The following is a 26828-nucleotide window of genomic DNA, read 5'->3' as shown; positions in this document are numbered from 1 at the left end:
GGCTTTGAAGGATTTGGCGGACATTCGGAAATCCGGTTTAGTCACCGGTGGCATCTTGGACAGGCGCGCGAATGGTGCATGCAGGAAGGCATGGGTCAAAGAAACTCACGCGGAGGACATTCTAACCGCGAATGAACGCGAATAGACGCGAATAAAACCAATGAATTCGGTCTTTTTATTCGCGTTCATTCGCGTCCATTCGCGGTTGGTTTTGGAGATTGGGATTGGGAATAAAACAACGGGCGATCCACCGGAAACAGCGGAGAATCCTGTTCTGGGTCAGCGCGGTTTGAGGGCAGTCTGCGGGGGGGGACTGACGATGTTGTAGGAGCGGATGGCGTGCCGCCACCAGTCGGAGAGGTCGGCGGCGCTGGCTGACCAGAGGCCGCGATGGAGGAGCGTCATGGACTCGGCATCGTGGAGGAGGGCCATCTTGTCGCGCTTGGTCAGCGCGGCGGGGCCTTCGCATAGGAGTCGGTAGCGCAGGCTGGCAAAGCGGTCTTCGCTCGCCTGGGGCGTGCTGTCCTTCTCGCGCAGGAGGGCGACGTGCACGGCGTTCACATAGGGGTCGAGCACGGCTTGCATGAGGCCGAGGTCGGGGGCGAGTTCGAGCAGGGGGGCGTGGATCTGGCGTTCGTGTTCGATCTCGTCGAGCGCGCGCCGGAGGGTGGCAAGTTCGGGCGGGGGACGGGTTTCGTTGGGGGTGCAAAAGAGGCCCCATTCGCGCATGCGCTGGCCGAGTCTTCGCTGGCCGGTGAGGAGCGAGACGGGCATGGCGAGGAGCACGCCGGCAAAGAGGGGCGACATCCAGATGGCGAGCCAGGGGTTGATCCAGAGCGCGAGGGCGAGCCAGGCGGCGCCGAGGAGGGTCTGGCCGGCGTGCGTGAGGATGATTTCGCGCCATTCGGGTTCGCCGTCCTGCCCGCGGCGTTGCGTGACCCAGGCGACGCCGCGACCGGCGAGGGTGAGGAGGATGAACTTGGTGTGGAAGAGCATCATCACGGGGGCCATGAGGGTGAAGAGCACGGTCTCCAGCAGGACGCTGCAAATGGCGTGTCGCCAGCCGCCAAAGGCGGCGGCTTCGCCGGGGCGGCGGCGAAGGTCGAGGAGGGCGAGGGCTTTGGGAAGAAAGAGGAGGCCAAGGGTGACGGCGAAGAGGAGCAGCGCCTGTTGTTCAAAGGTGAGGGTGAGGTAGCGCGCAAAGCTGTCCACGGGGAGGGGGGTGAGGCCGGTGGCGGTGTTGCGCCAGGAGATGAGGGTCGAGAGGACGAGGAAGGCGCACCAGAGGGGGGACGATAGGTAGGCCATGATGCCGAGGGCGAGGTGGAGGCGGTTGGCCATGCGGAGGCCGCGCGCGGCGAGGAGCCAGGAGTGTTGGAGGTTGCCCTGGAGCCAGCGGCGGTCGCGCTTGGCAAAGTCGATGAGGTTGCCGGGGCATTCTTCGTAGCTGCCGGAGGAGGTGGCGGCGGGGGCGCGGCGCGGCGTCGGGAGGTCGGAGACCGGCTCCGCCAGATCGACCGCGAGCCACACGGCCCAGCCGCCGCGGCGCATGAGGGCGGCTTCGACGTAGTCGTGGCTGAGGATGCGTCCGCCAAAGGGTTCGCTGCCGGGGAGGTCGGGAAGGGAGCAGTGTTCGATGAAGGGGGCGAGGCGGATGATGGCGTTGTGGCCCCAGTAGTTGGCTTCGCCGAGTTGCCAGAAGTTGAGGCCGGCGGCGAAGACGGGACCGTAAAGGCGGCTGGCGAATTGTTGCAGGCGGGCAAAGACGGTTTCGCCGTTAACGAGTTCGGGGACGGTCTGGATGATGCCGACGGTGGGGTTGCGCTCCATCATGCGGACGAGGCGGGTGATGGCGGGGCCGCTCATGATGCTGTCGGCGTCGAGGACGACCATGTGGCGGTAGTGGCGTCCCCAGCGGCGGCAGAAGTCGGCGATGTTGCCGGCCTTCTTGTTGGTGTTGACGCGGCGTTTGCGGTAAAAGATGCGGCCTTGGGCGTTGAGCTGACGGGTGAGGGCGATCCAGCCGGTTTGCTCTTCGATCCAGCGGTTGGGGTCGCTGGAGTCGCTGAGGATGAAGAAGTCGAAGGCGTCGAGCTGGCCGGTGGCTTCGAGTGAGGTGTAGATGGCGCGCAGTCCTTCGAGGATGCGGGCGGGGTCTTCGTTGCACACGGGCATGACGATGGCCACGGGGGGGGAGGGGGGGGGGGGAGGGTCAAGGTCTTCGTCGGCGAGGCTGCGGATGATGCGGCAGGGGTCGCCGGGAGAGGAGGACCCGCGGGGGCGGTGTCCGCGTATCCAGAATCCAATGAGCGCCTGCACGGCTCCGAAGGCGACGAGGCCGAAGAGGAGCGCAAAGAGGACGAGGTGAAGGAGTTTCCAGGCATCGACACCGCTGCGCCAGTGGAGGTCGGCCATGAGAAGGACCGCCGGGCCGAGCAGGAGGAGCGTAAGTGTGGCGATGAGCGTGCGGCGTTGCGTGATGCGCCCGGCGTCGAGTTGCGCAGGATCGAAGGGGGGGGGGGGGGAGGAGGGCTTGGTGTTGCTGGCGGTGGTCATTCTTTGCTGGTCGATTTTAATCGACGTAAGTCGGCGCGGGTTTTCAGGGGTGCGTGACGATCCAGGCGAGGGCGAGGAGGGTGATGATGACAAGCCAGGCGGTGGCGGCGCGCAGGAAGGGGAGGCGGCGAAAGGTTTTCCAAGTTTCGTCGGCGACGGTGGCTATGCGGCCGAGGTCGATCTTGCGCGGTGTCATGGTGGTGAGTTTGAGTTCCGGGCCGGCTTCGAGGTAGCTGGCGCGCATGGCTTCGACGAGTTCGGGCGGGAGTGGTGTGTCGGGACCGGAGGCGGGGTCGGGGTCGGCCAAAAAATGCTGGGGCCAGCGCGCGGGGACGTTGGCCATGACGAGAGCGAGGCGTCCGCGAATGCCGATGCGTTCGGGAGCGGTGGCGCAGGCGGCGGAACCGAGCACGCGCGCAAACCAGCGTTCCATGCGTTCGTCGGCCACGTGCATGGCAAGGGTCACGGGGTCGGAGTCGGGATCGAGCCGGGAGCGGGCGCGGGCGGTGTCAATGATCTCGCCCGCAAGGCGGTTGATTTGCAGGCGGCTTTCGATCTGAAGCGCGCGCAGGTAGCTTTCCACGCGAATGAAGGCTTCGTCCCAGGGCCTTTGATTGGAGTCGGTTTGCATAGCTGGCTTTTTAGCAAAGGCCCTGAACGTCCAACATCGAACGTCGAACATCCAACATCGAAGTTTGGAATGCCTTGATGAGTGGGTGGGGAGCGCGGCAGGGAGAGGTGGGGCTGTAATGGGATGCTCGATACATTGGATGTTCGATGTTGGGCGTTGGATGTTGGACGTTCGCTCCGTTCACGGGGCCCAGGTGTAGAGCCAGGTTTCGCTGAGGGGTTCGTAGCCGTTGAGGAGCTGGCAGCGGATTTCAACAGGGGGGGGCGGCGCGGGAGGAACCGCATCGGCAGAGGCGGCTGGGGCGGCGGGGGGGGCGGCTTCGAGTTGGATGGCCACGCGCCAGCCGTTGAGGCCGGTGTGGCGGATGAGGGTTTGGTGGCGGATCTTGCCGCCGGGGGTGACGTCGATCTTGGCGGTGATTTTTCCGGGTTCGAGGCCGTTGAGTTTGTCCCCCGCAAAATCCACCCAGAAGAGGCGTCCGTGTCCGCCGCCGGGCAGGTTGCCGGTGCGCGTGGCGGCGACGTGCGCGAGCGCCTGGCCGGGCTCGGCGGGGTCTTTGGGTTCGGTGAGCGCCCACGTCATGCGGTAACCGTAGAGAACCGGACGGCCGGGGGCGGATTGGCTGTCGTCGGGCACCCAAAAGGCCACGATGTTGTCCTCGTATTCGCTGTGGGTGGGGAGTTCGACGAGACGCACACGGCCGCGTCCCCAGTCGCCTTGGGGTTCGATCCAGACGGAGGGGCGCTGGTGATAGAGGGCCTCGAAGTCTTCGTAGCTCGACACGGCGCGGTCGTGCTGGAGGAGGCCGAAGCGGGTTGGGTTTTCGAGTGGCACGTCGGTGCTCTGGATGCGGGTGGGGTTGGTGAGGGGGCGCCAGATGCGGTTGTTTTTGTCTTCAACGAGCAGGCCGTCGGAGTCGTGGACTTCGGGGCGGGGGTCGTCGTGGGGGCGGTTGGTGTTTTCGCCGTACCAGAACATGCTGGTCAGGGGGGCAATGCCGGGGAGTTCGACGGGGGAGCGGAAGCGCAATTCGGCACGCACGTCGATGAGGGTGGGTTTGCCGGGCTGGACGATGAATTCGTAAGCGCCGGTGACGCGGCGGCTTTGCAGGAGGGCGTAGAGGGTGAGTTGTTTTGAACCGGGTTTGGGTTTGCCGAGCCAGAAGTCGGTGAACACGGGGAATTCTTCGGTTTTGCCAATGAGTCCGGAATCGACCGCGAGGCCGCGGGCGGAGAGTCCGTAGATTTGCCCTGCGCCGAGGGCGCGAAAGTAACTGGCGCCGAGAAACACGATGAGTTCGTCGTAAACTTCGGGGCGGTTGAGGGGGTAATGGATGCGAAAGCCGGCGTAACCGAGCGAAGAACGCATCCAGCCGAGGTTGGTGGTGGTCTTGATGTCGCCGTAGTCGAAAAATTCGCGGATGAAGGGGATGTCTTGGACGTGGGTGGCGCTGAATTCGCGGAGTGTAACGCGTTCGCGTTGGGCGTTGGTGCGGTGGAAGAGGTGGAGTTGGAAGGGGAGGTTTTCGTCGCGCCAGAGGGCTTTGTCGGGGAGGAAGCGGATTTTGCGGTTTTGGTCGTAATTGAGCGATGCGAGGCCGGAGGGGAGTTCGACGTCGGGGGCTTCGTAGGGGGCGGCGGCGCGTTTGGCGGCGATTTCGCGCACGGTGTCGAAGGTGATTTCGGCTTTCTCGATGGCGGCGTGTGCGCTCTGCGCGGTCGCGGCGGACAGAACGGCGAGCAGCGCGGCGGGTGCCACGGCGGACAGCGCGACGGACAGGAATGGGAACCGGGATCGTAAACTGGCAATAATCACAAGGGCGGGATCGAAAGTCTTAACCGCCACGGTTGCAAGCTGTCGGGTGTTATGTGTTCGCGGGGGGGGGGGGAGGGGAACAGGGTTTTAAGGTTCAGAGGGGATCATATTCAGGTTCGGCAGGGCTCATGCCTATTTCTGTTGGTTTCCCTTTGTATCCGGCAGCGGAAGCTTGGAATGCCAGGCGCACTTGGTCACCGTCGGCAGTTTCCCATCCATTCCGGTGCATCAGGTAAATAGTCACGATGCCATTTTTCACATCTATCGAGAGATTTGCGCCGGTGGCTCCATTGTGTCCGAAAACGTTGTTATGGGAAAAGAGCTTCGTCCCAAGCCCATACGCGTTGTCAACATGGGCGGGAATCTGGCGGCTCGCCATGAGCGTTATGGTTTTGCGGCGCAGGTAACGGTGTCCGTCGAGTTCGCCTCCGCGAAGTAACATGCGTCCAAACTTCGCTATGTCGGTGGCGGTGGAAAACAGACCTCCGGCGGGCACCGGATAACGACGGGCGCGGTCGTTGAGCGGGTGGCTGAGTTGGACAACGGTTTGCTCCTCAAGGGGGGAGGGGGGGGGAGCAATCCCGTAGATTGAGGCGAGGCGGGCGAGTTGGCTCGCATCGGGCCAGAATGTTGTGTCGTTCATGCCGAGCGGCGAGAAAAGCCGTTGTTGCATGAAGTCCTCGTAACTCCGACTGCTCAGCAACTCGATGATGCGCCCGGCGATGTTGATGCCTTCGTTGGAATAGAGAAAATTGGAGCCGGGTTCAAAAAGCAGGTGTTCATGCGCGTAGCTGCGCACGGCTTCGGCCAATGGATAACGGTCGAGAGCGGGAGTCTCGGCGAGTGTGGCATAGGGAAGCCCGGAAGTGTGGCTCAGTATCTCGCGAATCGTAATTGGGTGTGCGGGTGATCTGAGTTCGTTAGATGCCGTTTTCACCTTCAGACCGGCAAACTCCGGCAGATATTTCCATACCGGATCGTCGAGGCCGATTTTGCCTTCCTCGACAAGCATCATGAGCGCCACGGTCGTCATCGGTTTGGTGATGGAGGCGATCCAGAAAAATGTATCCGGTTTCATAGGACGGCGCTTGGCGACATTCGCGTAACCGATGCCTTCGCAGTCGAGCACGCCGTCGGCGTCGGCTACGAGCCAGACGATGCCTGCTACGGTACCTTTGTTTACCCAGTCGCTCAGGGTATGCGTAATCGCCCGACAGGTGACAGATGTGGTGGCGACATCATCAGCGGATGCTGCAGGAATATCGGATGCCGTCGGCAGAGACGGATGGCTGACGCTTGTGTTCATTATGCGCAGGAAAATGTTCCTGTCTGCAGAGGCTGCCGTTGGCCATCCGGCATCACGATGTCGCCTTGTAGTGGTTGCGCAGATTCGGGCGTGACGACATGAAGCGTGAATTGCCCTGCTTCGTTTTTCCAACGCACTTGCAGCAAGCCTTGCGGGAGCAGGCAGGCGCCGGATGCACGCACGAGGTCGCCACAGAATGGACGCAACTCCACGCGTTGCCAGCCGGGGGCGAGCGGACGGATGCCAAGGATCGTGCTGGTGAAAAACGCCAGCGGAGCCGCTCCCCACGCATGACACGAAGAGGCACATTGCGGATAACCCGTTTCCAGATTGTTCCACAAAACACGCCAGTGCTCCCACGTCGCCGTCGCACCGGCGTCCAGCAGCGGTGCGTAACGCTGGCGGATGATGTCGAGCGAGCGCTGTTCCCGTGAATGCAATCGTAGTGACTGCAACACTACATGCATGGAAAATGGACTCGATGAAACCGCCGTCGAATTTTTGGTGAAAACTTCCGAGAGGATTATCCCGGCGCGTTCGCTTCCCGGTGCTTCGAGGTGGAGCAAGGCGTGCGCCGCCGTCACCTCGGAGAACCCGGATGTGAAGCGCCCGTCCGAGCAGGCGTCCGCGTAGCCGCGTCCTGTCCAGAGGTGAGCGCGGATGGACTGCGCCAGTTGCGCGGCCTTGCCGTCGAACCACGCGAGGGCTCCGGCGTCACCGAGACGTTTCGCGTATCCGGCGACCGCGCGCAGGGCGGCGAGGTATTGCAGGTTGAGCGTGGTGCGGATTTTCCCCGTGCCAAGGCCGCGGCCACCGAGCCCCTCGCCCAAGTCGATGTAGAGCCAGTGCGGCACCTGTTCCAGGAGGCTGTCCGCAGTGCGTTCAAAGGCGGAAAACCAGCGTATCGCCCGTAGAATGTTGGGCCACCAGTCGGCGAGCAGACTGTCGTCTCCGGTAAATTGATACAGGTCTTCGAACGCGCAAATCCAGTCGAGTGAGAAGGAGGGAATGGGGCTGACGTTGCGGTTGCCCGACGGGTAGCGCGGCACCATTGATCCGGTCCAGTCCATCCCCTGGCCGACTTGTTCGATCAGATTGCGGTGCAGCTTCGCATCTCCCCAGCGGTGGTGGTTGAAGATGGCGGTTTTGCGCGCGTCGCCGATCCACTGTTGTTGTTCACGCGAGGGGCTGTCCACGATGCCGTCCTGACAGCAGAGTCGGATGCTGTGGGCGCAAATCGCATCGAGGCGGGTGAGCTGCGGGTCGTCGCAGGTGAAGCCTTCGACCGGCGGCAGCGGATAGTAGAGTGTTCGCACCCAAGCACGGTGCAGGGTGACAGGCGCAGCGGACCAGATCCAGAGTTGCACATGCCGGAAGGCGAGCCAGTTGAACGCCACCTCCAGCGTCTGTCGTCCGCCGCGCAGTATCCAGCGACTCGTGAGGATGCGCGCTTGTTCGGGCTTGGGAATAATATCGCCGAGAGCAATGGAATCGGAAAACAACGCGTCGATCACGGCTTCCGTCCCTCCCCCCCCCCCTCCCGCAGCCCCTTCGATTTCGAGGCGGAACAGGCCGGTTTCGATGCGCTCGAAATCGAGTGTAACGATGTGTGCGGAGGACAGCGAAGGTGATGGGGAAATCGCAACCGGAAACGTTGCCTCCGGATTCGCTGAGTCGGTGACGGGAAAGGGGCGAGGTTCGCCAAGCGCTTCAACGGCCGGGATTGAAAAATCGGCAGACGCGTGACGCACGCGCGGGCAGGCATCGACATCCCGCTCCTCGCGTTGAGGAAGCGGATTTTCGACAAAATGATACCACGGAGTCACCGCGAGGTCAGACTTGATGTAGCCCGTCGCCGACCAGCGGGAGTCGTCGAACCCGGGCAAGGACCAACCGGGTTGCGACAAGCGCGTATCTTGAACTTCGATACAACCGAGCGGACCGTGCAGGCGTGGTGTGGGACGCACAAAGTCGTCGGAGGGTGAGGCCTTCCATGTCGGATCGCTGACGACGACGCAGGTTTCGCCATTGGCTCCGCAGATCACGAGTTGGAACAGCAGGCCTTGCATGATGCTGATGCGCGCCCCGGTGCCAAATCCCTGAAAGAGGACGAGCACGGCAATGGTATTTTCCCCCTGTTGGAGAAGCGGGACGGCGTCGTAGCGATCATAGTAGGTCCATGTGGGATCGCTGCGTCCCGGACCACGCCCGAAGTGTCGGCCATTGATCGAAAGCTGGTAATGCGTGTCGGCAAAAATGCGCAGTTCCGCAGAAACGGGAACGAATCCGAGGTGAAACGTTTTCCGGAACCGCATGGTGCGATTCCTTGGGTTCTCAAAAAAGAGCGTTTCACCGCCCATCCAGATCAGCCCCGTGCCGGGCTCCCATTTCGTATCAAGGCATGACGGTCGCTTGCGCTCGTAGAGAGGATTCATTGGGTCCCGGTCTTGGGCGGAATTACTTTTTTGATCGAGGAGGCCACGGCATCCGCCAGCACCTCATAGCCTGCTGGCGAAAAGTGAATGTCATTAGGCGGCATCAACTCCGCCTCGCGTCCCTTGGCGACCGCGTTCAGGTCGTTGACCAAGACGCCCGCCTCTCGCATCACGCGCAGGGCAATTTCGTTGTAGCGGTCCACATCCGTCTGAATCCGTATCTCGGTTTGTTTCTGTTTTTCCGGGATGGGCGTGGTTGTGGCAAAAATCTGCGTGTCCGATGCCGCTTTGATTTTCGCGACCAGTTCGCGCAGGTTTTTTTCGTATTCGGCGGGCGGCACGTTTTGCTTGAGGCCGTCGATGGTGCTTTGCTTGCGGGGATTTCGGTAGCGAAGGTCATGCAGGCCCCAGTTGAAGTGAATCACATCCCAGTGTTTCCCGCCCAGCCATTGGTCAATGTTCTCCAAACCTGTTTGTGTGGAGCCGCAGTTGACTGTCGGGCGGCGCACAACGGCGACACCTTCCAGTCGTTTTCGCGCACGCTGCGTGTAGCCGATTGAAATCGAGTCGCCCAGAATCAGGACGCGTGGCAAACCGGGATGCTCGACGACTTGCGCCTCAAGTTTTTCGAGCATGGGAGAGCTTGCCGGTGGCGCGGCAAACGCCGTTCCCGCGAGCAGTGAAAAACAACTGAAAAACAACAGGGATTTGATTTTCATGGGTTATGGTTTGCGTGGAGGGGGGGGGGGGGAGGGACGGTGATGCCGTGCATGGCATTTTCCGCGTTTGGTGTTTTTGTCGCGTCCGTTGCATCCGCGATTGTCAGGTTTTCGATGAGGACGTTTTCCGTGTTGGTTTGCGCGATGAGGAGTTCGCGCCGGAGGTGACGAGGGTCGCCGACGGGCAGTTCAATACGGTTGTCGCGCACGACGATGTCGGCAGCCGACTGGATGCGAATCGCCGCGTCGCGCGGATTGACGAAACGGTTTTGTTCGATGGTGACGTTGCGCAACGGGCGTCCTTCCGCCGGCTGGTATCCGAGCCGTCGCGCGGAGATGATGATGGGTGCGTTGTTTTCGCCGCCGGTGCCGGTGCCGGGGATAAACGTGTTGCGGCGGATATCGATTTTCCACGGCACCGGTCCTTCCGGCCAGTCGGGGGCGTTGCATAGGGTGATGGCGTTTGCCGACGGGGAAAAAAAGGTGTTGTCCTCAACCACTCCGTTGCCCGCACGCAACAGGACGGCGTGGCCGCGAAAATGCAGGAAGCGGTTGTTGCGAATGGCAAACCCCGCACCGCAACGGCTCAGGTTGTAAAGTGTATCGGCGTTCCTGTGGTCGGCGCCGGCCTGAAGCCCGGTGGTGGGCGAGGCGAGGGTGATGTCCCACAACGTGTCCAAGCCTTTCGTTCCGGGAACGGTTGTGATTTGCGCGACAAGGGCTTCGCCTTTCACGGCGCCGGTTTGCGGAGCGAGGATTTGCAACTGGTCCCCGGCGCGTATCGTGCCCGCGTAGCCTCCGACGCGGAGGCGGTTGGGCGAGGTGATTTCGCGGATGATGACGGCGGGGGCGTAGATGTTGATCGCGTCGTCAGCCATACCCTCGAATTCGCAGTTTTCGATGAGCGGGCCTTTGATGTTTTGCTGGCAATGCACGCCGTCGGCGTCGGTCGAAATCAGGCGCGTAGTGTTTGGTCGGATACTGACACGGAGCCCGTTCAGAACGAGCGCGTCGTTGGCGACTGAGGTGAGGGCGCTGGCCGGGCTGCTGTGGACGGTGACGTTTTCCACGCGGCAGTCGCGGGTGTTGTTCAGCCAAAGCGCGGCGCGGTTGTTCCGGGCGAGTTGCACGAAGGAGTCGCCCGCGGACATGAAGGTGAGTTTGTGTTTTTCCTTCGCTCCCATGTGGAGACGCCATGTGTTTTCGGCGGCGGTTCTGGTGGTGAGGGCGAGGTCGGCGCGGATGAAATCGGGAGCGCCGGATTTGAGGCGTTTGGTTTGCGTGTCAAAAATCATCCCGAAACTGCCGGGCAGGTTTTGGAACATGGGGGCGTCGGGTGGCGCGTAAGCGGCGTCGATTTGCAAATCGAAGGTTCCGGCTTTGCGGTTGATGGCGGTGATTTTTCCCTGCGTGAACGGCAGTGGGTCGTAGTCGATGGCAAGGTCGCGCAAGGTGACGTTTTCGCACTGTTCGATCGCGAAAACCCCCACGCCGGGATCACCGATAATCAGCTCGGTTTTCCCAGCTTCGCCGCGGATGAGGAGCCGGCTGGCGCGGGAAATCTCCACGCAGGATATTGGTTTTCCGGCGGCCTTGGTTTGGAGCGCCTGCTTGTCAGGCATCAGGCGCCAGACTCCTGCGCCGATTTTGATGATCGCACTGTCAGCGCCGCTCGCAACGGCTTGTCGTGCTGCGGCGATGGCGTCGCGGAGGGCCGGGCCGCAATCGCTCCGGCCATCGGCCACGGCGCCGAAACTGGCGATGTCAAATTCGGGGGCGTTTGTAGCAGTGGCGGAGGCTGAAGTCCGGGAGACGGCATCCGGCATGTTGAAAAACAGGAGTGCGGACGCGAAAGCGTGGCGAAGTGTTGAAAACATGAATACGATAGGGTGCGAGTCAGAGCGCGCCTCTCCAGAAATCGTGGCGCGGACTGCTAGCAAGCATGTCGGGCGTCATGAGGACGGAGGCGACATGGCCATCAACAAAACAGACATTGGCCTTTCCGTTGTGACGCGGATTGGCAAAGTTGCCGTAAAAGCTGCTGCTGCGCAACGAGTCGCCGTAAAGGGGCGTGCGCGTGGGGCGCTCGCATGCTGACAATTTGAGGGCGTTGACAGTGGCGGGCGTTCCTCCCAACGGATTCGGGACAGGGAACAGCAAATCGCCGCTTGTTGTGTTTTGCATCCAAAGGTTCAGTCCGTAACTGCGATTCTGCGTGGAGCCGACAGGGTCGCTTTTGGCCTTGGGGCATTCAAAAATCGTGCCCCAGAGATTATCGGGCAGCTCATCCAGTTTGGAACTGTTCGTCTGGTTTCTCCAATCGGTGGAATAGGCATAACGCCACAAGGCCGGAGCGCCTCCGTAGCTGGCAAGCTGGGTGCTCGTCGGCGGCGAAAAACCCTTGTTGTCCTCGGCATACATTTTGGTGGCGGTGCCGATCTGACGGAGGTTGGAGAGGCAGGTGGTGGAGCGGGCGGAGTCGCGCACTTTCCCGATGGTGGGAATCATGATGGCGGCGAGGATGCCGATGATGGCAATGACCGTCAGCAGTTCGATCAGTGTGAAGGCCCGGTTGCGCATGGTGGGTATCGGGTGGGGTTCAATTGGTTTCGCGTGTCGCGGCCTTGCGCTCCTTGTTTTCCTTGATGAAGCGGCTGGCCTCGTTGCTGGTTTTCACTCCGCCGCCAGTGTCGGCGAGGCGGTTGATGTTTTGTTTCAATCTGCTCGCGGCATTCACGGTGCGTCCCGCGAGCACGTCTTCCTCGGTGAATTTCGCGAAGAGGATTTGCTGCGCGTCTTTGTGATAACGTCCGTGGTCGTAAATGACGTAAATGCTGCCGTCCGGAGCCTGCACGCCGTCGGGGTAACTGACGGGGTTGCGTTCATCGAGGACGAGTTTGTGCGGCCAGGTTTTGCCGTCGTCATCGGAGAGCATGGCAGTGAGGTTGGCGCGGGCTTTGGGGTGATCGTTGATGACGAGCAGGAGCTTGCCGGATTGGAGGCGGGTGATGAAAAATCGCGTGTCGATGCCGCGCTCGGTGCTAAAATCGCTTTCGTTCTGCCAGGATTTTCCGCTGTCGAAGGATTCGATTTGTTTGATGCTGTTTTTGGAACGGAAGAGCATCCAGAGGCTGCCGTCACGGCGTTCGATGAGCATGGATTCGCAGTAGGTTTTGGCGATTTCGGGCGCTTGCCCGGGCGTGTGCTTGGAGAGGAATTGCCATGTCTTTCCCTTGTCGCGTGAAATGTAAATTTGGATACGCGCGGGGTCCTCCCGGGAGGCGACCACGGGGCGGAGCCAGTCGCCGTTGGCAAGGACGGTGGGTTTGTTGAGGCAGACGCCGTGGGCGATAAACACGGGCCGCGACCAGCGAGGGAAGGTTTTTTCGGGATTGTCCGCCTTGAACGCCCATGCGGAGCGGAGTTGGAGCGGGTCGGCACCTTCGATGGGTGTCAGGCGGTGGTTGATCCACCAGAGGTTTCCGTCGGGGTCCGTCCAGAGGAGAGGGTCCAGGGCTTTGCTTTCAAAGAACCCGAAGGGATGGAAAACGGCGACGGGTTCGGTCCAGGTTTTGCCGTCATCATCGCTGGTGACGAGAACGGCATAATTGCCGTCACCGCCTTCGATGTGCGGGCCGGCATACCACGTGGCCCAGAGGCGTCCATTGGGAGAGCGTTCGATGCTCGGGATGCCCTGCCATTTGCGGGCTTGCGACCAGTATTGCGGGCCGGGGTCGCGTTGCAGCCAAGGCGGAGCAATCGGCGTCACGCCGTAGAAACGCGCAGCTTCGGAGGGTCGTGTCGGTTGCTTGGAGGCGGGAACGGGGGCGTCCGGGGAGGTGGCGGCGGATGCGAGGGTCGCGAAAAAAAGCGTGGCGGCTGTGACAAGGTGCTGGCGTTGCATGGAAGGGGGGGGGGGGACGTTTCCGGTAGTTTCGATATTTTCGGAATGGTCGAAAATATCGAGATGGCGTCGTGGTGCTTAGCGGCGACGGCGCAGGGCGATTGTCGCGAGTGCCACGAGCGCACCGATGATTATCGCAACGGTGGCGGGTTCCGGGATGGTGGTGGTGGTTAATTGGCCGTTGAGGGTGATATTGTCGAGCATGGTGCGGCGGGCGTCGGTGCTGGAGTTCTTGCTTTCGGAGATGGCGAGGCGGAAGTAGAGCGTGTCGCCGGCTTCCAGCGAGGCGAACGATTGGGAAGACAGGGTGACGGTGAGGCCGGTTTTCAGGTAGTAGCCGCGTCCGCTGAAATCGGTGGACAGGTCTGCGGCGAGGCTTTGGGAGTCGCCCGCGGCCTGCCACGTTGTGTTGTCGGTGGAGACATAAAGGCGGGCTTGGGGAAAATACGGGAGGTGCTCCGTCCCTCCATTGCTGGTGTCGTAACCGAGATCAAAGACGAAGGAGGAGAGCGACAGTTGGTGATCGGGAGCTACGCTTACGCTGAAGTTTAGCGAGTAGCTGTTTTCCGAAACGGTGCCATAGCCGGTGGTGTTCATGCCGATCTCATAAAGCCGTCCGGTGTAGGTTTGGCTCCCCGCGTAGGGTTGCGTGTTGCTGAGGGGCTGGGTGACGACGCCGATGGTGTTGGCACCGCCGTTTTCCGTCAGCGTGCTGACAGTGATTCCCTGGACTGCCGGGGAGGAAGCCGCGATCGTGTTTGTTGTTCCGGCAGCGACGTTGCTGAAATCCCATTTTGCGATGCTTGTCTGGGCGCTGGCCACGGAGATGCCGCAGAAAAAGGCGAGGGCGGAGACGAGCAGGAGCTTTGTTTGTTTCATGTGCGTTGATTGATTGGCAGGTTGTGGGTTCAGAGTTGGGAAGAGCTTCGGAGGCGGAGTGGGTGGATGATTTTATGGGTTGCAGATCCAAGTATCGGGAAATGGTGGGGTGTTCAGAACTCTTCCGTTACTATATCTGTAAAGTGAAGCGAACGCACCCGAGGCGAAGGTGGCGGACAAACAAGCGCAGCGGGGGGGGATGCGGTTGGGGCAGGCATTCGGGAAAGAGGATCATGGAAGTTGACGTCGGGCAGTTCAATGGAACATATTTTTTCTATGGGAAATACATACACCATAAAATCGCTCCAGCGCGAGACAGCCGCGGCGGTTGACTTTGCCGCCGAGGGCAACCTTGTCACCATCACGCGGCACGAGGAACCGGTCGCTGTGCTCGTCAGTCACGAGCGCCTTTCCGCCATTCTGGAGACGATGGAAATTCTCGCCGATCCCGATGCAATGAATGCCATCAACGCGGATCGCAAAGGAGTCGGCAAAACATGGCGTCTCGGCGATCTCAAGGATTAGTCCCGCCCCCCCCCCCCTTGCGCGAATCCGTCATCATGAGCAACCGTCCCGCCTATTCCATTGAACTACGCGCGCAGGTGAAGGCGTTTTACGAAACACTCGGCCCCGAACGGCGTGTCATCAAGCGGGCACTCGAAGGCTTGCGCGCCGAAAAAGGCAACATCCGGGCCTTGGAATCCCCTCTGACGGGTCATTACCGGCTTTCCGTCGGCGGCTATCGCGTCATTTTTCGCTATGCTCCCGGACGCAAGGTCATCTGCGTTTTTCTCAATACGCGAAAACTCGTTTATGAACTTTTTGAGAATGAAGTCTTGCGCCGACTCCTCGGTGAATCCACCGGGCCGGGGTCCGACGTCTAGCCAATGGCGGCAACGGCAGCGGGGGGGGGGGGAGGGAGGGCTCATGAGGAGCTTTCCACTTCCGGCGTGCGGTCCCAGATGGTGAGATTGGTCAGATCGTGCGGGCGGGTCTTGAAAACCCATGAGGCGACGTAGCAGATGGCTCACCTTGACTTGGCGGGCCAGATGAGAATCCTGCACCGCCGATCATGAAAAGCATCCAGCACAATGATGACCTTGCGAAATTGCATGAATTGTGGCCGGCGATGAAGACGTTTGGCGTCGAGTATGCCGGAGTGTTTGGTTCACGGTCACGAGGGGAGGCGGACGCGGAAAGCGATTGGGATATTCTTGTCGGGTTCGGCGACGAGCCGCCTTCGTTTGAGAGGTTTATGAACCTGAAGTTGATGCTCGAAGAACGGTTGAATGGACGCGTTGATCTGGTTTCTCGAACAGCGTGCAAACCTCGCTTCATGGAAGCTATCAGGGAGGAATTGCGGGATGTCGCGTAATCCGTTCAGAGGCTTGAAGACCTCGTCGAGGCGTGTGAGCGCGTGGAACGTTGTGTCGCGGGCTTTGCAAAAGAGCAGTTTTTGATGGATGAAAAAACACAGGATGCCGTTGCCCGGGTGTTCGAAATCATCGGGGAAGCGGTAAAGGCCATTCCTGATTCGATGCGCGAACAGGAACCCGAAATCGCCTGGCGGCAGATCGCCGGATTCAGGGATGTTCTGATTCACGCCTACTTTTCCGTCGAACAGCAGATCGTATGGGAAGCCGCAACCATTCATGCCCCCAAACTTCGCAAGGCTTGTTTGCGTTGATTGGGACGTTGAGCGCGGAGCGGGGCCATCTCACCGGACTGATCCCGGCGTCCGGTCCCAGATGGTGAGATTGGTCAGGTCATGCGGGCGGGTCTTGAAAACCCATGAGGCTGCGTAGCAGACGATCAGCATGATGACGTTGCCGATGATCGACGTGTAGTAGGGATCGAATACACGCGGCAACACGCCATATTGCATGAGCAGCGCATAGATCGTGAACGCCACCGTGGCGGCAATGCCCGCAAGCACGGCGCGGGCGTCGCCACGACGGCAAAGCATCCCGAACAAAAACATGCCCGCAATGCCGCCACCCAAAATCGCGGTGATAATGATCGTAAAATCATTGAGCGTTTTTGTATTCGAAAAATGGAACACAAACGCCCCTCCGACCATCAGCGCGGACACCAGCAGCGAGGCCAGTCGCCCGGCGCGCAGGTAGTGTTGGTCGTCGCGTGTTTTCACCAGGTATTTTTTGTAGAGATCGTGCACCAGCACCATGCTGCCGGAGTTGATGGCGCTGCTGAGCGTGGACATGGCGGCGGCCAGCGCGGCGGAAATCACCACGCCCGAAAGTCCCGGCGGCAACACCGTGATGATGAAGTGCGGCAGGATGCCCTCGGCCTTGAGCGAACCGTTCAAAATGCCCAGCGAAGTCTCGTCGGGAAAATGCCGGTAATACACCCAGAGCGCGGTGCCTATGAACATGAAGGCCGCCCACACCGGCAGCGAGCAGACGCCGAGCACCACCATCGACTTCGTGGCCTCGCGCGACGAGCGCGACGAACACCAGCGTTGCACGCTCTCCTGATTCAGCTTGCCCGCGATGTATTGGGTCAGACCGACGAGAACGAGCATCGTGACCGTCTTTTCGGTGAACGAAAAACCGGTGGCAATCGGTTCGAGCGCACCCGTGACAGGGTTCAGATCCTTGATGGAAAATTTATCTGCGGCCAGCGCCTCGCGCAAGATTTCGCCCAGTCCGCCGGGGACGTTGCAGATGATGACCGCAATGATGACAATCGCGCCAAGAATGAGCACGAAAGTCTGGATGACATCCGTCCAGATCACCGCCTCGAAGCCGCCCTTGACCGTGTAGAGCGCGGTGACGCCGCCGGCGATCAGGATGCTCCATTCGACGCTCAATCCCGTCAGTGCGGACATCAGCACGGCCATCAGGTAAACGACGCTCGCCGTGCGGATGATCTGCGCGACCAAAAACACGCATGCTCCATAAGCCGAGATCGACGGGCCAAAGCGCAGCGAAAGATACTGGTAAGCCGAGGTGATCGTCCCGCGCCGGAAAAACGGGATGAACACATACACCGACAACAAAATCAGCAGCGGAAATCCCAGATACGGCATGTAGCGCACCCAAGTCGTTTTGAAACTGTCGGCAGGCAGCGCGATAAACGTCACCGAACTAATCATCGCCCCCACAAAACTGATGCCGATGGCCCAGCCGGGAAAATCGCGTCCGCCCAAAAAGTAGCGGTCGGCGTTTTTGTTGCGCCGTGAAATCCGCAACGCGAGCGCGACGGTCAGCACGAAATAGAGAACGATGACAACAAGGTCGATGGGGTGAAGTTTCATGGGAATCAGATTTTTTGAACAGAAGACAAAGAATGAAGGCGAAAAACGAAGACGCTTTTGGATTTTCCCGATGTTCCGTATCTCTGCGTGAGTTCTTTTATTTTTCTCACACAGAGGCGCAAAGAGGCGAATGGGATGTAAGGCTCTCTTCGTGTTTCATCTCCGTTACCTTCGTTTCCTTCTGTTCAAAAATTTCCTCCACGTTCCACGGCGCGCCATAGTCGGGCGCTTCGCTCATGTAGGGAATCTGCGAACGTAACCACTCACCGGATACATCCGCCACGCCGCAAGCACGCCGCACGGCTTCGCTCGCCGCAATGCCCGCCGCCTCGCCCACACCGTGCATCGTGGCCATCACGCGCACGGCGGCGGCGGCCTCGTGCGAGGCCGACAATGCGCGGCACGCAACGAGCAGGTTGGCGCAATGCGCATTCACCAGACAGCGATACGGCACCTCGTAAAAATCACCCGGCGGCGGACCGAATCCCGAGCGCACCTCGCCCTTGCCATTGGGGCGCTGGTGCGGATCGAGCGCTCCGGTGGGATTGTGAATGTCGATGAAGTAACGCGAACGCGTGATGCCGTCGGGGAATTTTCGCGCCTCCACGATGTCGTCCATCGTCATCGTATAGAGCCCGTCGATGTGCCGCGTTTCGCGCACGCCGACCTGACAGGCCACCTTGTCGATGAAGGCATTCCGGAACCACGGCACGTTGCGCATCAGCCATTCGCCAAACACAAACGCCTGGCGCCGCCCCTCGATTTCGGCACGCGTCAAATCCTCCGCCGAGAGACCGGAGACGCGGTTGATGCGAGTCATGTTGAAATGCAGCACGCCGGGACGCGGGTAATCGTAAAAATGCACGAAATTGCGGTGCGGATAATGCAACTCGCCCGACGCCAGTGCGCGTTGGAAATACGGTTCCACCAAGGCCCGCGCCGGCCTCATGCCACCGGCGGCCAACATCGCGCGCTTGTCAACATTGGCCATGCGAAAACTCACCGTCATCGCCTGCGTGAGTCCATCGCCCGCGCGCCCCACGCTGAACGGGCATCCGGCCATCGCGGCCAGGTCGCCGTCGCCCGAACAATCGACAAACACATCCGCCGAAAACGCCCCCCCCCCCCCCTTCGAAATCGTAGTTATTTCAGCAATACGACCGATGCCCGACGACGCCGACATGCGCACACCGGTCAGGTAGGTGTGATACAACACCGTGACACCCGCTTCGACGAGCGCGGCGTCGTAAATGCGCTTCAAGAGCTCCTCGTCAAACGCGGCGTCCATCAGCACCGAGCCAAAGCCGCCGCCCGCGTGCAGCGCCAGCGCGACTTCCTTGAAGATTCCGCCGATCAACGACGCACGTTTCCCGACCGGCGCGAGCTGATCGTGAAACGCGTGACCGGAAAACGGGTTGACCAGCGCCGCCGTCGCCATGCCTCCGCAAAACCCGTAACGCTCCACCAGCAACGTGCGACTCCCGCGCCGTGCCGCTGCCAGCGCCGCCGCCACGCCGGACGGCCCGCCGCCGCACACGATCACGTCAAAATGTCCATTCTGCTTTCCTTCCTCCCCTCCCCCCCCCGCTGTCGCTGCCGCTGCCGACGACGATGTGCCAACGCTCGCACCGTTGCGCGGAGCAGCGTGAATGCTATTGCGCGAACCATTGCGGGCATGGAGCGGGATGGAAGAAGACGCGGCGTGTTTCACCATGCGGCGAGCCTGCCAGCGTTGTCCGATGTCGTGAAACCGCCCTGTAGCTTTATCTGTAAAGTTTTGCCTCACCGCCATTGCCTTTGGAGTGCGGATTCCACTGACTCGGCACACATGAAAAGGCAAATATCCCAACGCGATCTGGCGCGTCTCGCCGGGGTTTCCCCCATGACGGTTTCGCTCGCCCTGCGCGGCCATCCCTCCATCTCGACGGAAACGCGTGCCCTCATCACGTCGCTCGCCGGCAAGCACCACTACCGCCCCGACCCTGCGCTCGCCGCGCTCAATGCCTGGCGCATCAAGGACTCCGCTGCGCGCTTCCAAGGCACGCTCGCGTGGGTGACGAGCTTCGCCACGCGCGACGCCTGGCGCGACATGATCCAGACCAAGGGCTACCATCAAGGCGCGTGCGCCCGCGCCGACCAACTCGGCTACCGCATCGAGGAGTTTTGGATCAACGAACCCGGCCTCACGCCGAAACGCGCCACGCAAATCCTGCTCGCGCGCGGCGTGCGCGGCCTCGTCATCGCTCCGCTGCCGGAGGCGCACGGGCGCATTGATCTCGACTGGGAACACTTTTCCGCCGTGGCGCTTGGTTACTCGCTGGCCGAACCCAAACTGCACGTCGTGATGAACCACCAATTTCGCAACATGAAGCAGGTGGTGGAGCGTCTGCACGGGCTGGGTTACCGGCGTATTGGTTTTGCCATGCCATCGGCCAACGACGAACGCGTGGATCACAATTACCTCGGCGGTTTCTGGATCGCGCAACAGGCGCTCGCGCAGCCCGGCGCAACCACCGGCGGAGCGGCGGGAAAAACGAAAGCGACAGGGGAGGGGGGGGGAGAGGGGCAACTGCCCACGTTGCTCGCCGAGCGGTTTGATCAGGAGACGTTTTTGCCGTGGTTCCGCCAGGCGAAGCCCGACGCGATTGTGGTGGCCGCATCAACCGCCCACCAAGTGCGCGACTGGCTCAAGGAGCAGGGCCTGCGTGTGCCGCGCGACGTGGGTCTGGCCGTGGCGTCGGTGCCTTGGCAGGACACCACCATTTCCGGCATCGACGAGGACGTGCCCGCCATCGGCGCGCACGCGGTCGAAACAGTTGTCGGCATGATTCACCGCAACGAACAAGGCGTCCCCCCCCGCCCCCTCAGCCTGCTCGTCGAGGGCATCTGGGCTGCGGGCAAAACCGTGCGTAAAATCCGGTGAACGCGATCTGCAATCGTTAAGCGCCGCGTCAAGCGATGACCTTGCCGCACGCGATGCCCAGCGCCTCGGCGACCGGGGCGTAAACGACCTCGCCACCGCTCACGTTGAGGCCCTTGGAAAGCGCGGGATCTTCGATGGCGGCGCGCCCCCAGCCTTTGTCGGCGAGCTTGATGACGTAGGGCAGCGTGGCGTTGGTCAGAGCCATCGTGGACGTGCGGGCGACGGCGCCGGGCATGTTGCCCACACAATAATGAATCACCCCATCCACCGTGAAAACCGGATCGCTGTGCGTTGTCGGACGCGACGTCTCAAAACATCCGCCTTGGTCAATCGCCACGTCCACCATCACCGCCCCGCGCTGCATGACGGACAACATCTCGCGCGTCACGAGGCGCGGCGTTTTTGCGCCCGGCAGCAACACCGCTCCGATCACCAGATCGGCATCGCGCAACAACTCCCGGATCAACAGCGGACTCGACATGCGCAACTTGCAATTAGCCGGCATCACATCGCTCAGGTAACGCAGGCGGTCGATGTTCATGTCGAGCAAAGTCACATCCGCGCCGAGGCCGCACGCCATTTTCGCCGCGTTGGTGCCGACGACTCCGCCGCCGAGCACGAGCACCTTGCCTGGCTCCACGCCCGGCACGCCACCGAGCAACACGCCGCGTCCACCATGAATCATTTCCAAATAACGCGCCCCCTCCTGCACCGACATGCGACCCGCCACCTCGCTCATCGGCTGCAAGAGCGGCAGACGTCCGTCCGCGAGTTGGATCGTCTCGTAGGCGATGGCCGTGCAACCCGACTTCATGAGCGCGCGTGTCTGAGGCTCGTCCGCCGCCAAGTGCAGGTAAGTGAACACCACCTGACCCTCGCGCAGCAGAGCGTACTCCGACGGCATGATTTCCTTCACGTGCAACACCAGCTCGGCCTGCGCAAAAATCTTTGCCGCCGCTGCCGACGACACTCCGGCACCCGCGGCTTTCGACACTCCCCCGCCCCCCCCGCCTGCTCCGCCCGTCCCGGATGTCACGATCTCCGCGCCCGCCTCCGCGTAGGACTCGTTGGAAAAACCGGACCCTGCGCCCGCATTTTCCTCCACCAGCACCCGATGCCCGCGATGCACCAACGCATCGACACCCACGGGCGTCATGGCGACGCGGTTCTCTTCGGCTTTGATCTCTTTTAACACTCCGATAGTCATGGTGATAGGGTGAAAACTAACTGGTTGAAACTGGCTTGATTGAACAGGCTGGCTCGTTGGTCGGTTGAAGGCTTGAAAACAGAATACCGAGGGACGCTGGTCTGCGGTCAGAGCCTCGATTGCAAGCCTATGGACATTCGATTTTGCCGCCTCTGACGCACGCTTTTTTTGCAAATTCCCCTTAAAAAGCACTCATCTGCGTTCAAAACCCGCTCAAAAATAACCCTCTCGATTTTCGCTCATTTTCGCATTTTCCCATCATTTTTGCCCATTTTTGGTCATTTTTTTTTAAAAAACGCCTGTTTTTGCCCCAAAATCCCCGATTTTCCGCAATCTACCAACTTCGCCCCACTATAAGCTGCGCTTTCCACGCACCCTGTCCCGCACTGCTTACTTGGACTGTTTTGGCGGCAGAGATTGTTCTGTCTCAATAAATGCGATACGGTCTCACCTTTGCCAAGATGAACACTGCCATTACATCGCCCGAAACGGACACCAATAAATCTCCCTTCAAACTAGAGCGTGTAGTCACGAGATAAGATTGACTGAGTTTTTTTGTGATGGAGAATGTCAGCATGGCGAAAGATCAACACCGTCACGACATTTCGGACCGAGTTTGGAGCGTTCTGGAGCCGCTGCTACCTGGAAGGAAAGGAGCGTGGGGAGGGGTGGCGGAGGACAACCGCAAGTTCCTCAACGCGGTTCTGTGGATTTTACGCACTGGTGCGCCTTGGAGGGATCTTCCAGAGGATTACGGAGGGTGGAGCAACACGCACAGGCGTTTTTGTCGCTGGAGAGACAAGGGGCATTGGGAGCGCCTGTTGTCGGAACTGATGAACGAGCCCGATTTTGAGTGGCTGATGATTGATGCCAGTCATGTCAAAATCCATCCGCATGCGGCGGGAGCCAGAGGTGGAAACGAGGCGATCGGTCTGACAAAAGGGGGCGAAACACCAAACTACATTTGGCCGTGGATGCGCATGGTATGCCGGTGCGAGTCATTGTTACAGCGGGTTCCACGGCTGATTGCACACAGGCTGGCAGGTTGATTGAAGGCATTGCCGCAGACCATCTGATCGCCGACAAGGGATATGACACCAACGCCATCATCGAAATGGCGCAGGCCGCAGGCATCTGCCCGCAGATTCCTCCAAAGACCAATCGCATAGAACAACGCGAATATGACCCTTATCTTTATCGGATCAGGCATCTGGTAGAAAATGCATTCCTACGACTCAAGCAATGGCGCGGCATCGCAACCCGATACGCAAAACGAGCCTCCTCTTTCCTCGCTGCCGTCCAATTCAGGTGTGCCATCCTCTGGGCTTCAATCTCGTGACTACACGCCCTAGGGAAATGGAACGCGGCCATCGACGTTTACGACTTCGTTGTGCACAACATCACTCCCTACACGGGCGACGCCGGCTTTCTCAGCGGCCCCACCAAAAGCACCAGCTACCTCTGGGAAGTCTGCCGCAACGCACTGAAAGAAGAACGATCTCGCAACGGCCTGCGCGCCGTTGACCCCGCCACCATCTCCACCATCACCAGCCACGCCCCCGGCTACATCGACCAGGACCACGAAATCATCGTCGGCCTCCAGACCGACGAACCCCTCAAACGCGCCATCAAACCCTTCGGCGGCGTCAACGTCGTCAAAAACGCCCTCAAAGAACGCGGCTACGAACTCGCCCCCGCCGTCGTCGAAACCTTCAAATACGCCAAAAACCACAACGACGCCGTCTTCTCCGCCTACGACTCCGAGATCCGCGCCTACCGCTCCAAGCACATCGTCACCGGCCTCCCTGATAATTACGCCCGCGGCCGCATCATTGGCGACTACCGCCGCCTTGCCCTCTACGGAGCCGACCGCCTCATTGCCGCCAAAAAAGCCGACGCCGCCAAACTCGACGCCGACAACCTCACCGACCACATCGTCCGCCTCCGCGAAGAAGTCTCCATGCAAATCGCGGCCCTCAAGGACATCGTCACCATGGCCGCCGGCTACGGCTGCAACGTCTCCCGCCCCGCGCAGAACGCCCGCGAAGCCACCCAGTGGGTTTACTTCGCCTACCTCGCCGCCGTCAAAGAACAGGACGGCGCCGCCATGTCCCTCGGCAACGTCTCTTCCTTCCTCGACATCTATTTCGAACACGACCTCGCCACCGGCGCGCTCAACGAAGAGCAGGCGCAGGAAATCATTGACCAATTCGTCATGAAACTCCGCCTCGTCCGCCATCTCCGCCCCGGAGCCTACGACGACATCTTTGGCGGCGACCCCACCTGGGTCACCGAATCCATCGGCGGCCAACTCCGCGACGGACGCACCAAAGTCACCAAAACCTCCTTCCGCTTCCTCCAGACCCTCTACAACCTCGGCGCCTCCCCCGAACCCAACCTCACCGTCCTCTGGTCCGAAAAACTCCCCTCCGGCTTCAAGGCCTTCTGCGCCCAAGTCTCCATCGACACCTCCTCGCTCCAATACGAAAACGACGACCTCATGCGCCGCGTCCGCGGCACCGACGACTACGGCATCTCCTGCTGCGTCTCCCACCAGGCCATCGGCAAAGCCATCCAACACTTCGGAGCCCGCGCCAACCTCCCCAAGGCTCTCCTCCTCGCCATCAACGCCGGACACGAGGAAGTGGATGGCGCGCTCATCATGAAGAATGTCCCCGCCGTCACCCACGGCCCCCTCGGCTACGACGAAGTCATGGACAACTTCAAACTCACCCTCGCCGAACTCGCCCGCGTGTATGCCAAGTCGATGTATATCATCCACTACATGCACGACAAGTATTACTACGAACGCTCCCAGATGGCGTTCCTCGACACCGACCCTCGCATCGACATCGCTTACGGCGCGGCCGGCATCTCCATCATAGCAGACGCCCTCTCTGCCATCCGCTACGCCAAAGTCACACCCGTGCGCAACCACCTCGGCATCGCCACCGAATACAAAATCGAAGGCGACTACCCCAAATACGGCAACGACGACGACCGCGTGGACACCATCGCGCAGGAAATCTCCAAAATCTTCGTCACCGAACTCCGCAAGCACCGCGCCTACAAGGACGCCAAGCCCACGCTCTCGCTCCTCACCATTACCTCCAACGTCATGTATGGCAAAAACACGGGCCCCACCCCCGACGGACGCAAAGGCGGCGAACCCTTTGCCCCCGGAGCCAACCCCATGCACGGACGCGACACCCACGGAGCCATCGCCTCGCTCAACACCGTGGCCAAGCTCGCCTACAACGACTGCGAAGACGGTATTTCGAACACCTTCTCCATCGTCCCCAAGGCCCTTGGCAACGACCGTGAGGACCAGATCGACAACCTCGTCTCCATGATGGGCGGCTACTTCATGCGCAACGCCCACCACCTCAATGTCAACGTCCTCAACCGCGAAACCCTGAAGGACGCCTACGAACACCCGGAGAACTACCCGCAGCTCACCATCCGCGTCTCCGGCTACGCCGTGAACTTCACCCGCCTTTCCAAGGCGCACCAAATGGAAGTCATCACGCGCACCTTCCACGAAAGCATGTAACCCCCGCAGGGGTTGCAATGTAGGGGCTTCGCTTGCGAAGCCCGCGCACGCAAAACGAAACCTCGAATTGCACGCGGGCATCGCAAGCCCCCCCCCCCTCGGCAACGCATGACATGATGACCGAGTCACAACTCCGCATCCACTCCATCGAGACCCTCGGCACGCACGACGGCCCCGGACTGCGAATGATCGTCTTCACGCAAGGCTGCCACATGCGCTGCGTGTATTGCCACAACCCCGACACCCTTGACCTCGCCGCCGGACGCCTCGTTTCGCTCGACGAAATCCTGCAACGCGCCATTCGCCAAAAACCCTACTACGGCACCCGTGGCGGCGTCACAATCTCCGGCGGCGAACCCACCCTCCACCGCAAAACCCTCCTTCCCCTCTTTCAACAACTCCACGCCAACGGCATCCACACCTGCCTCGACACAAACGGCCTCATCCTCGACGACGAACTCCGTGCCCTCTATGCCGAGACCGACCTTGTTCTCCTCGACATCAAACACATCGACGACGCCCAACACCGCCGCCTCACCGGTACCTCCAACGCCACCCCGCTCGCCGTCGCCGCGCACCGCGAATCCACCGGCAAACCCATGTGGCTCCGTTACGTCCTCGTCCCCGGTTGGACCGACCAACCCGACGCCCTCGAACGCTGGGCATCACATTTTTCCGAATACAAAACAGTGGAGCGTGTCGAAATCCTCCCCTACCATCGCCTCGGCGCCCACAAATGGGCGCACCTCGGCCTCACCTATCAACTCACCGATACCCCCCCCCCCCCCCCCGAACTCAAACAACGCGCCCTCGACATCTTCTCCGCCCGCCTGCCGCACACGAAAGTAGTCATGAAGTGAATACGCCCCATTATGTTCCGATAATATCCCGGTAGGGAGGCCTCTCCGAGGCCTCCGCAACCACGCACCGACAACCAACGCCATTCGATTCACCCAACCACGCTCGACGGAGGTCTCGGAGAGACCTCCCTACCAGGTTTTCATCCTTCCCTCCCTCAGCCCTCAACTCATTCACCCATGCCACCCTATCCGAACGCCCAACGCTGGCCCATTGCCATCGCAGGCACCTTCCTCCAAATCTGCCTCGGCACCGTGTATGCCTGGAGCTTTTTCCAAAAACCCATCACGACCCGCTACGGCTGGAGCAACGAATCAGTTACTTGGGTATTCAGCCTCGCCATCTGCTTCCTCGGCTTGGCTGCCGCCTGGGGCGGACTCCAACTCAAAACCGGACGCCTTTCCCCACGCACGCTCGCTGTCACCGGCGGTGCCCTCTTTGCCCTCGGACACTTCCTGGCTGCCGCCGCCCTTCACACCGCGCAACTCTGGCTCCTGCTCCTTGGCTACGGCGTGATTGGCGGCACCGGACTCGGCCTCGCCTACGTCGTACCCGTTGCGACAGCCGCCAAATGGTTTCCCGACAAAAAAGGCTTCATCACCGGCATGGTTGTCATGGGCTTCGGACTCGGCGCGCTGCTCATGAGCAAAGTCCTCGCGCCCCACGCCCTGCGCCTCTTCGACGACAATCTCGCCCTCTCCTTTGCCGCCATGGGCGGCGTCTTTGCCGTGCTCGCGCCCCCCGCCGCCTGGTTCATGCGCAATC

General features: G+C 60.9%; 20 protein-coding genes and 2 pseudogenes. 9 read left to right on the top strand and 13 right to left on the bottom strand.

The window, feature by feature from the left end:
* Positions 1-279: 279 nt before the first annotated feature.
* From mdoH to OBACDRAFT_RS08000, 10 genes are all read right to left on the bottom strand, one after another.
* Positions 280-2556, bottom strand: coding sequence for a glucans biosynthesis glucosyltransferase MdoH (mdoH, locus tag OBACDRAFT_RS08045; protein WP_052361463.1), 2277 nt, complete (start codon positions 2554-2556; stop codon positions 280-282).
* Between the two features lie 43 nt (positions 2557-2599).
* Positions 2600-3187 carry a hypothetical protein gene (locus OBACDRAFT_RS08040; RefSeq protein WP_052361462.1) on the bottom strand — a complete coding sequence of 196 codons (588 nt, stop codon included), beginning with the start codon at positions 3185-3187 and terminating at the stop codon, positions 2600-2602.
* 180 nt (positions 3188-3367) lie between these two features.
* On the bottom strand, positions 3368-5032 hold the full coding sequence (locus OBACDRAFT_RS08035; protein ID WP_232766825.1) for an OpgD/OpgG family glucan biosynthesis protein: 1665 nt from the start codon (positions 5030-5032) through the stop codon (positions 3368-3370).
* Positions 5033-5096: 64 nt separating this feature from the next.
* Positions 5097-6308: a serine hydrolase domain-containing protein gene (locus OBACDRAFT_RS08030; protein ID WP_052361460.1), complete on the bottom strand. Its 1212-nt coding sequence runs from the start codon at positions 6306-6308 to the stop codon at positions 5097-5099.
* A complete protein-coding gene (locus OBACDRAFT_RS08025) occupies positions 6308-8623 on the bottom strand; it encodes an alpha-L-rhamnosidase-related protein (RefSeq protein WP_232766823.1) in 2316 nt (771 codons plus the stop codon). Before OBACDRAFT_RS08025 ends, OBACDRAFT_RS08030 begins: the two co-directional genes overlap by 1 nt.
* A 116-nt stretch (positions 8624-8739) precedes the next feature.
* Entirely contained in the window at positions 8740-9462 is a 723-nt protein-coding gene (locus OBACDRAFT_RS08020) for an SGNH/GDSL hydrolase family protein (protein WP_052361458.1), read from the bottom strand.
* Complete coding sequence (locus tag OBACDRAFT_RS08015; RefSeq protein ID WP_043584509.1) at positions 9459-11339, bottom strand: right-handed parallel beta-helix repeat-containing protein; 1881 nt, start codon at positions 11337-11339, stop codon at positions 9459-9461. Before OBACDRAFT_RS08015 ends, OBACDRAFT_RS08020 begins: the two co-directional genes overlap by 4 nt.
* A 19-nt stretch (positions 11340-11358) precedes the next feature.
* Positions 11359-12042, bottom strand: a complete 684-nt coding sequence (locus OBACDRAFT_RS25115; RefSeq protein ID WP_052361456.1) for a prepilin-type N-terminal cleavage/methylation domain-containing protein — start codon at positions 12040-12042, stop codon at positions 11359-11361.
* A 19-nt stretch (positions 12043-12061) separates the two neighbouring features.
* A complete protein-coding gene (locus OBACDRAFT_RS08005) occupies positions 12062-13366 on the bottom strand; it encodes a sialidase family protein (protein WP_052361454.1) in 1305 nt (434 codons plus the stop codon).
* 78 nt (positions 13367-13444) lie between these two features.
* Entirely contained in the window at positions 13445-14245 is an 801-nt protein-coding gene (locus tag OBACDRAFT_RS08000; RefSeq protein WP_043584507.1) for a PEP-CTERM sorting domain-containing protein, read from the bottom strand.
* Between the two features lie 276 nt (positions 14246-14521).
* Here OBACDRAFT_RS08000 and OBACDRAFT_RS07995 point away from each other — a divergent pair, with 276 nt between their 5' ends.
* The 4 genes and pseudogenes from OBACDRAFT_RS07995 to OBACDRAFT_RS07980 form a co-directional block, all read left to right on the top strand.
* Positions 14522-14770: a type II toxin-antitoxin system Phd/YefM family antitoxin gene (locus OBACDRAFT_RS07995; RefSeq protein ID WP_043584505.1), complete on the top strand. Its 249-nt coding sequence runs from the start codon at positions 14522-14524 to the stop codon at positions 14768-14770.
* Positions 14771-14805: 35 nt separating this feature from the next.
* Positions 14806-15129: a type II toxin-antitoxin system RelE family toxin gene (locus OBACDRAFT_RS07990; RefSeq protein ID WP_043584518.1), complete on the top strand. Its 324-nt coding sequence runs from the start codon at positions 14806-14808 to the stop codon at positions 15127-15129.
* A gap of 188 nt (positions 15130-15317) precedes the next feature.
* Complete coding sequence (locus OBACDRAFT_RS07985) at positions 15318-15620, top strand: nucleotidyltransferase family protein (protein ID WP_043584502.1); 303 nt, start codon at positions 15318-15320, stop codon at positions 15618-15620.
* A gap of 39 nt (positions 15621-15659) precedes the next feature.
* Positions 15660-15932: pseudogene (locus tag OBACDRAFT_RS07980) on the top strand (HepT-like ribonuclease domain-containing protein); the annotation flags it as partial.
* A gap of 30 nt (positions 15933-15962) precedes the next feature.
* On the opposite strand, the gene OBACDRAFT_RS07975 reads toward OBACDRAFT_RS07980, so the two are convergent.
* On the bottom strand, positions 15963-17522 hold the full coding sequence (locus tag OBACDRAFT_RS07975; protein WP_043584500.1) for a sodium:solute symporter family transporter: 1560 nt from the start codon (positions 17520-17522) through the stop codon (positions 15963-15965).
* Positions 17523-17628: 106 nt separating this feature from the next.
* Positions 17629-19236 (bottom strand): FAD-dependent oxidoreductase, encoded by a 1608-nt coding sequence (locus OBACDRAFT_RS07970; protein WP_081721895.1) that lies wholly within the window; start codon positions 19234-19236, stop codon positions 17629-17631.
* 114 nt (positions 19237-19350) lie between these two features.
* Here OBACDRAFT_RS07970 and OBACDRAFT_RS07965 point away from each other — a divergent pair, with 114 nt between their 5' ends.
* Complete coding sequence (locus OBACDRAFT_RS07965) at positions 19351-20445, top strand: LacI family DNA-binding transcriptional regulator (RefSeq protein WP_043584498.1); 1095 nt, start codon at positions 19351-19353, stop codon at positions 20443-20445.
* 28 nt (positions 20446-20473) lie between these two features.
* On the opposite strand, the gene ald is transcribed toward OBACDRAFT_RS07965, so the two are convergent.
* Positions 20474-21652 (bottom strand): alanine dehydrogenase, encoded by a 1179-nt coding sequence (ald, locus tag OBACDRAFT_RS07960; protein ID WP_043584496.1) that lies wholly within the window; start codon positions 21650-21652, stop codon positions 20474-20476.
* A 575-nt stretch (positions 21653-22227) separates the two neighbouring features.
* Between ald and OBACDRAFT_RS26340 the strand changes: the two genes are divergently transcribed.
* The 4 genes and pseudogenes from OBACDRAFT_RS26340 to OBACDRAFT_RS07930 form a co-directional block, all read left to right on the top strand.
* Positions 22228-22991 (top strand): IS5 family transposase gene (locus OBACDRAFT_RS26340; protein WP_088179262.1). Its coding sequence is split into 2 segments (ribosomal slippage): positions 22228-22600 and positions 22600-22991, totalling 765 coding nucleotides; the frame shifts between segments, so codons are not numbered across the junction.
* Between the two features lie 12 nt (positions 22992-23003).
* Positions 23004-25205: pseudogene (gene pflB / locus OBACDRAFT_RS07940) on the top strand (formate C-acetyltransferase); the annotation flags it as partial.
* A gap of 116 nt (positions 25206-25321) precedes the next feature.
* Complete coding sequence (pflA, locus tag OBACDRAFT_RS07935) at positions 25322-26065, top strand: pyruvate formate-lyase-activating protein (RefSeq protein WP_088179288.1); 744 nt, start codon at positions 25322-25324, stop codon at positions 26063-26065.
* A 177-nt stretch (positions 26066-26242) separates the two neighbouring features.
* A partial coding sequence (locus tag OBACDRAFT_RS07930) for an MFS transporter (RefSeq protein ID WP_043584491.1) occupies positions 26243-26828 on the top strand: 586 nt, incomplete at its 3' end.

It is taken from the genome of Geminisphaera colitermitum TAV2 (assembly GCF_000171235.2).
Classification (GTDB): domain Bacteria; phylum Verrucomicrobiota; class Verrucomicrobiia; order Opitutales; family Opitutaceae; genus Geminisphaera; species Geminisphaera colitermitum.
Note: the sequence above shows the minus strand (reverse complement) of the source record. Positions and strands in the feature narration are given on the sequence as shown.

Bases quoted from the DNA above. Each gene is read 5' to 3' on its own strand.
- OBACDRAFT_RS08000 (WP_043584507.1), bottom strand. From the start codon at position 14,245: ATGAAACAAACAAAGCTCCTGCTCGTCTCCGCCCTCGCCTTTTTCTGC.
- OBACDRAFT_RS07975 (WP_043584500.1), bottom strand. From the start codon at position 17,522: ATGAAACTTCACCCCATCGACCTTGTTGTCATCGTTCTCTATTTCGTG.
- OBACDRAFT_RS07965 (WP_043584498.1), top strand. From the start codon at position 19,351: ATGAAAAGGCAAATATCCCAACGCGATCTGGCGCGTCTCGCCGGGGTT.
- OBACDRAFT_RS08040 (WP_052361462.1), bottom strand. From the start codon at position 3,187: ATGCAAACCGACTCCAATCAAAGGCCCTGGGACGAAGCCTTCATTCGC.
- OBACDRAFT_RS08030 (WP_052361460.1), bottom strand. From the start codon at position 6,308: ATGAACACAAGCGTCAGCCATCCGTCTCTGCCGACGGCATCCGATATT.
- OBACDRAFT_RS07990 (WP_043584518.1), top strand. From the start codon at position 14,806: ATGAGCAACCGTCCCGCCTATTCCATTGAACTACGCGCGCAGGTGAAG.
- OBACDRAFT_RS07970 (WP_081721895.1), bottom strand. From the start codon at position 19,236: ATGGTGAAACACGCCGCGTCTTCTTCCATCCCGCTCCATGCCCGCAAT.
- OBACDRAFT_RS08015 (WP_043584509.1), bottom strand. From the start codon at position 11,339: ATGTTTTCAACACTTCGCCACGCTTTCGCGTCCGCACTCCTGTTTTTC.
- mdoH (WP_052361463.1), bottom strand. From the start codon at position 2,556: ATGACCACCGCCAGCAACACCAAGCCCTCCTCCCCCCCCCCCCCCTTC.
- OBACDRAFT_RS07985 (WP_043584502.1), top strand. From the start codon at position 15,318: ATGAAAAGCATCCAGCACAATGATGACCTTGCGAAATTGCATGAATTG.
- pflA (WP_088179288.1), top strand. From the start codon at position 25,322: ATGACCGAGTCACAACTCCGCATCCACTCCATCGAGACCCTCGGCACG.
- OBACDRAFT_RS08025 (WP_232766823.1), bottom strand. From the start codon at position 8,623: ATGCGGTTCCGGAAAACGTTTCACCTCGGATTCGTTCCCGTTTCTGCG.
- OBACDRAFT_RS08005 (WP_052361454.1), bottom strand. From the start codon at position 13,366: ATGCAACGCCAGCACCTTGTCACAGCCGCCACGCTTTTTTTCGCGACC.
- OBACDRAFT_RS07995 (WP_043584505.1), top strand. From the start codon at position 14,522: ATGGGAAATACATACACCATAAAATCGCTCCAGCGCGAGACAGCCGCG.
- OBACDRAFT_RS25115 (WP_052361456.1), bottom strand. From the start codon at position 12,042: ATGCGCAACCGGGCCTTCACACTGATCGAACTGCTGACGGTCATTGCC.
- ald (WP_043584496.1), bottom strand. From the start codon at position 21,652: ATGACTATCGGAGTGTTAAAAGAGATCAAAGCCGAAGAGAACCGCGTC.
- OBACDRAFT_RS08020 (WP_052361458.1), bottom strand. From the start codon at position 9,462: ATGAAAATCAAATCCCTGTTGTTTTTCAGTTGTTTTTCACTGCTCGCG.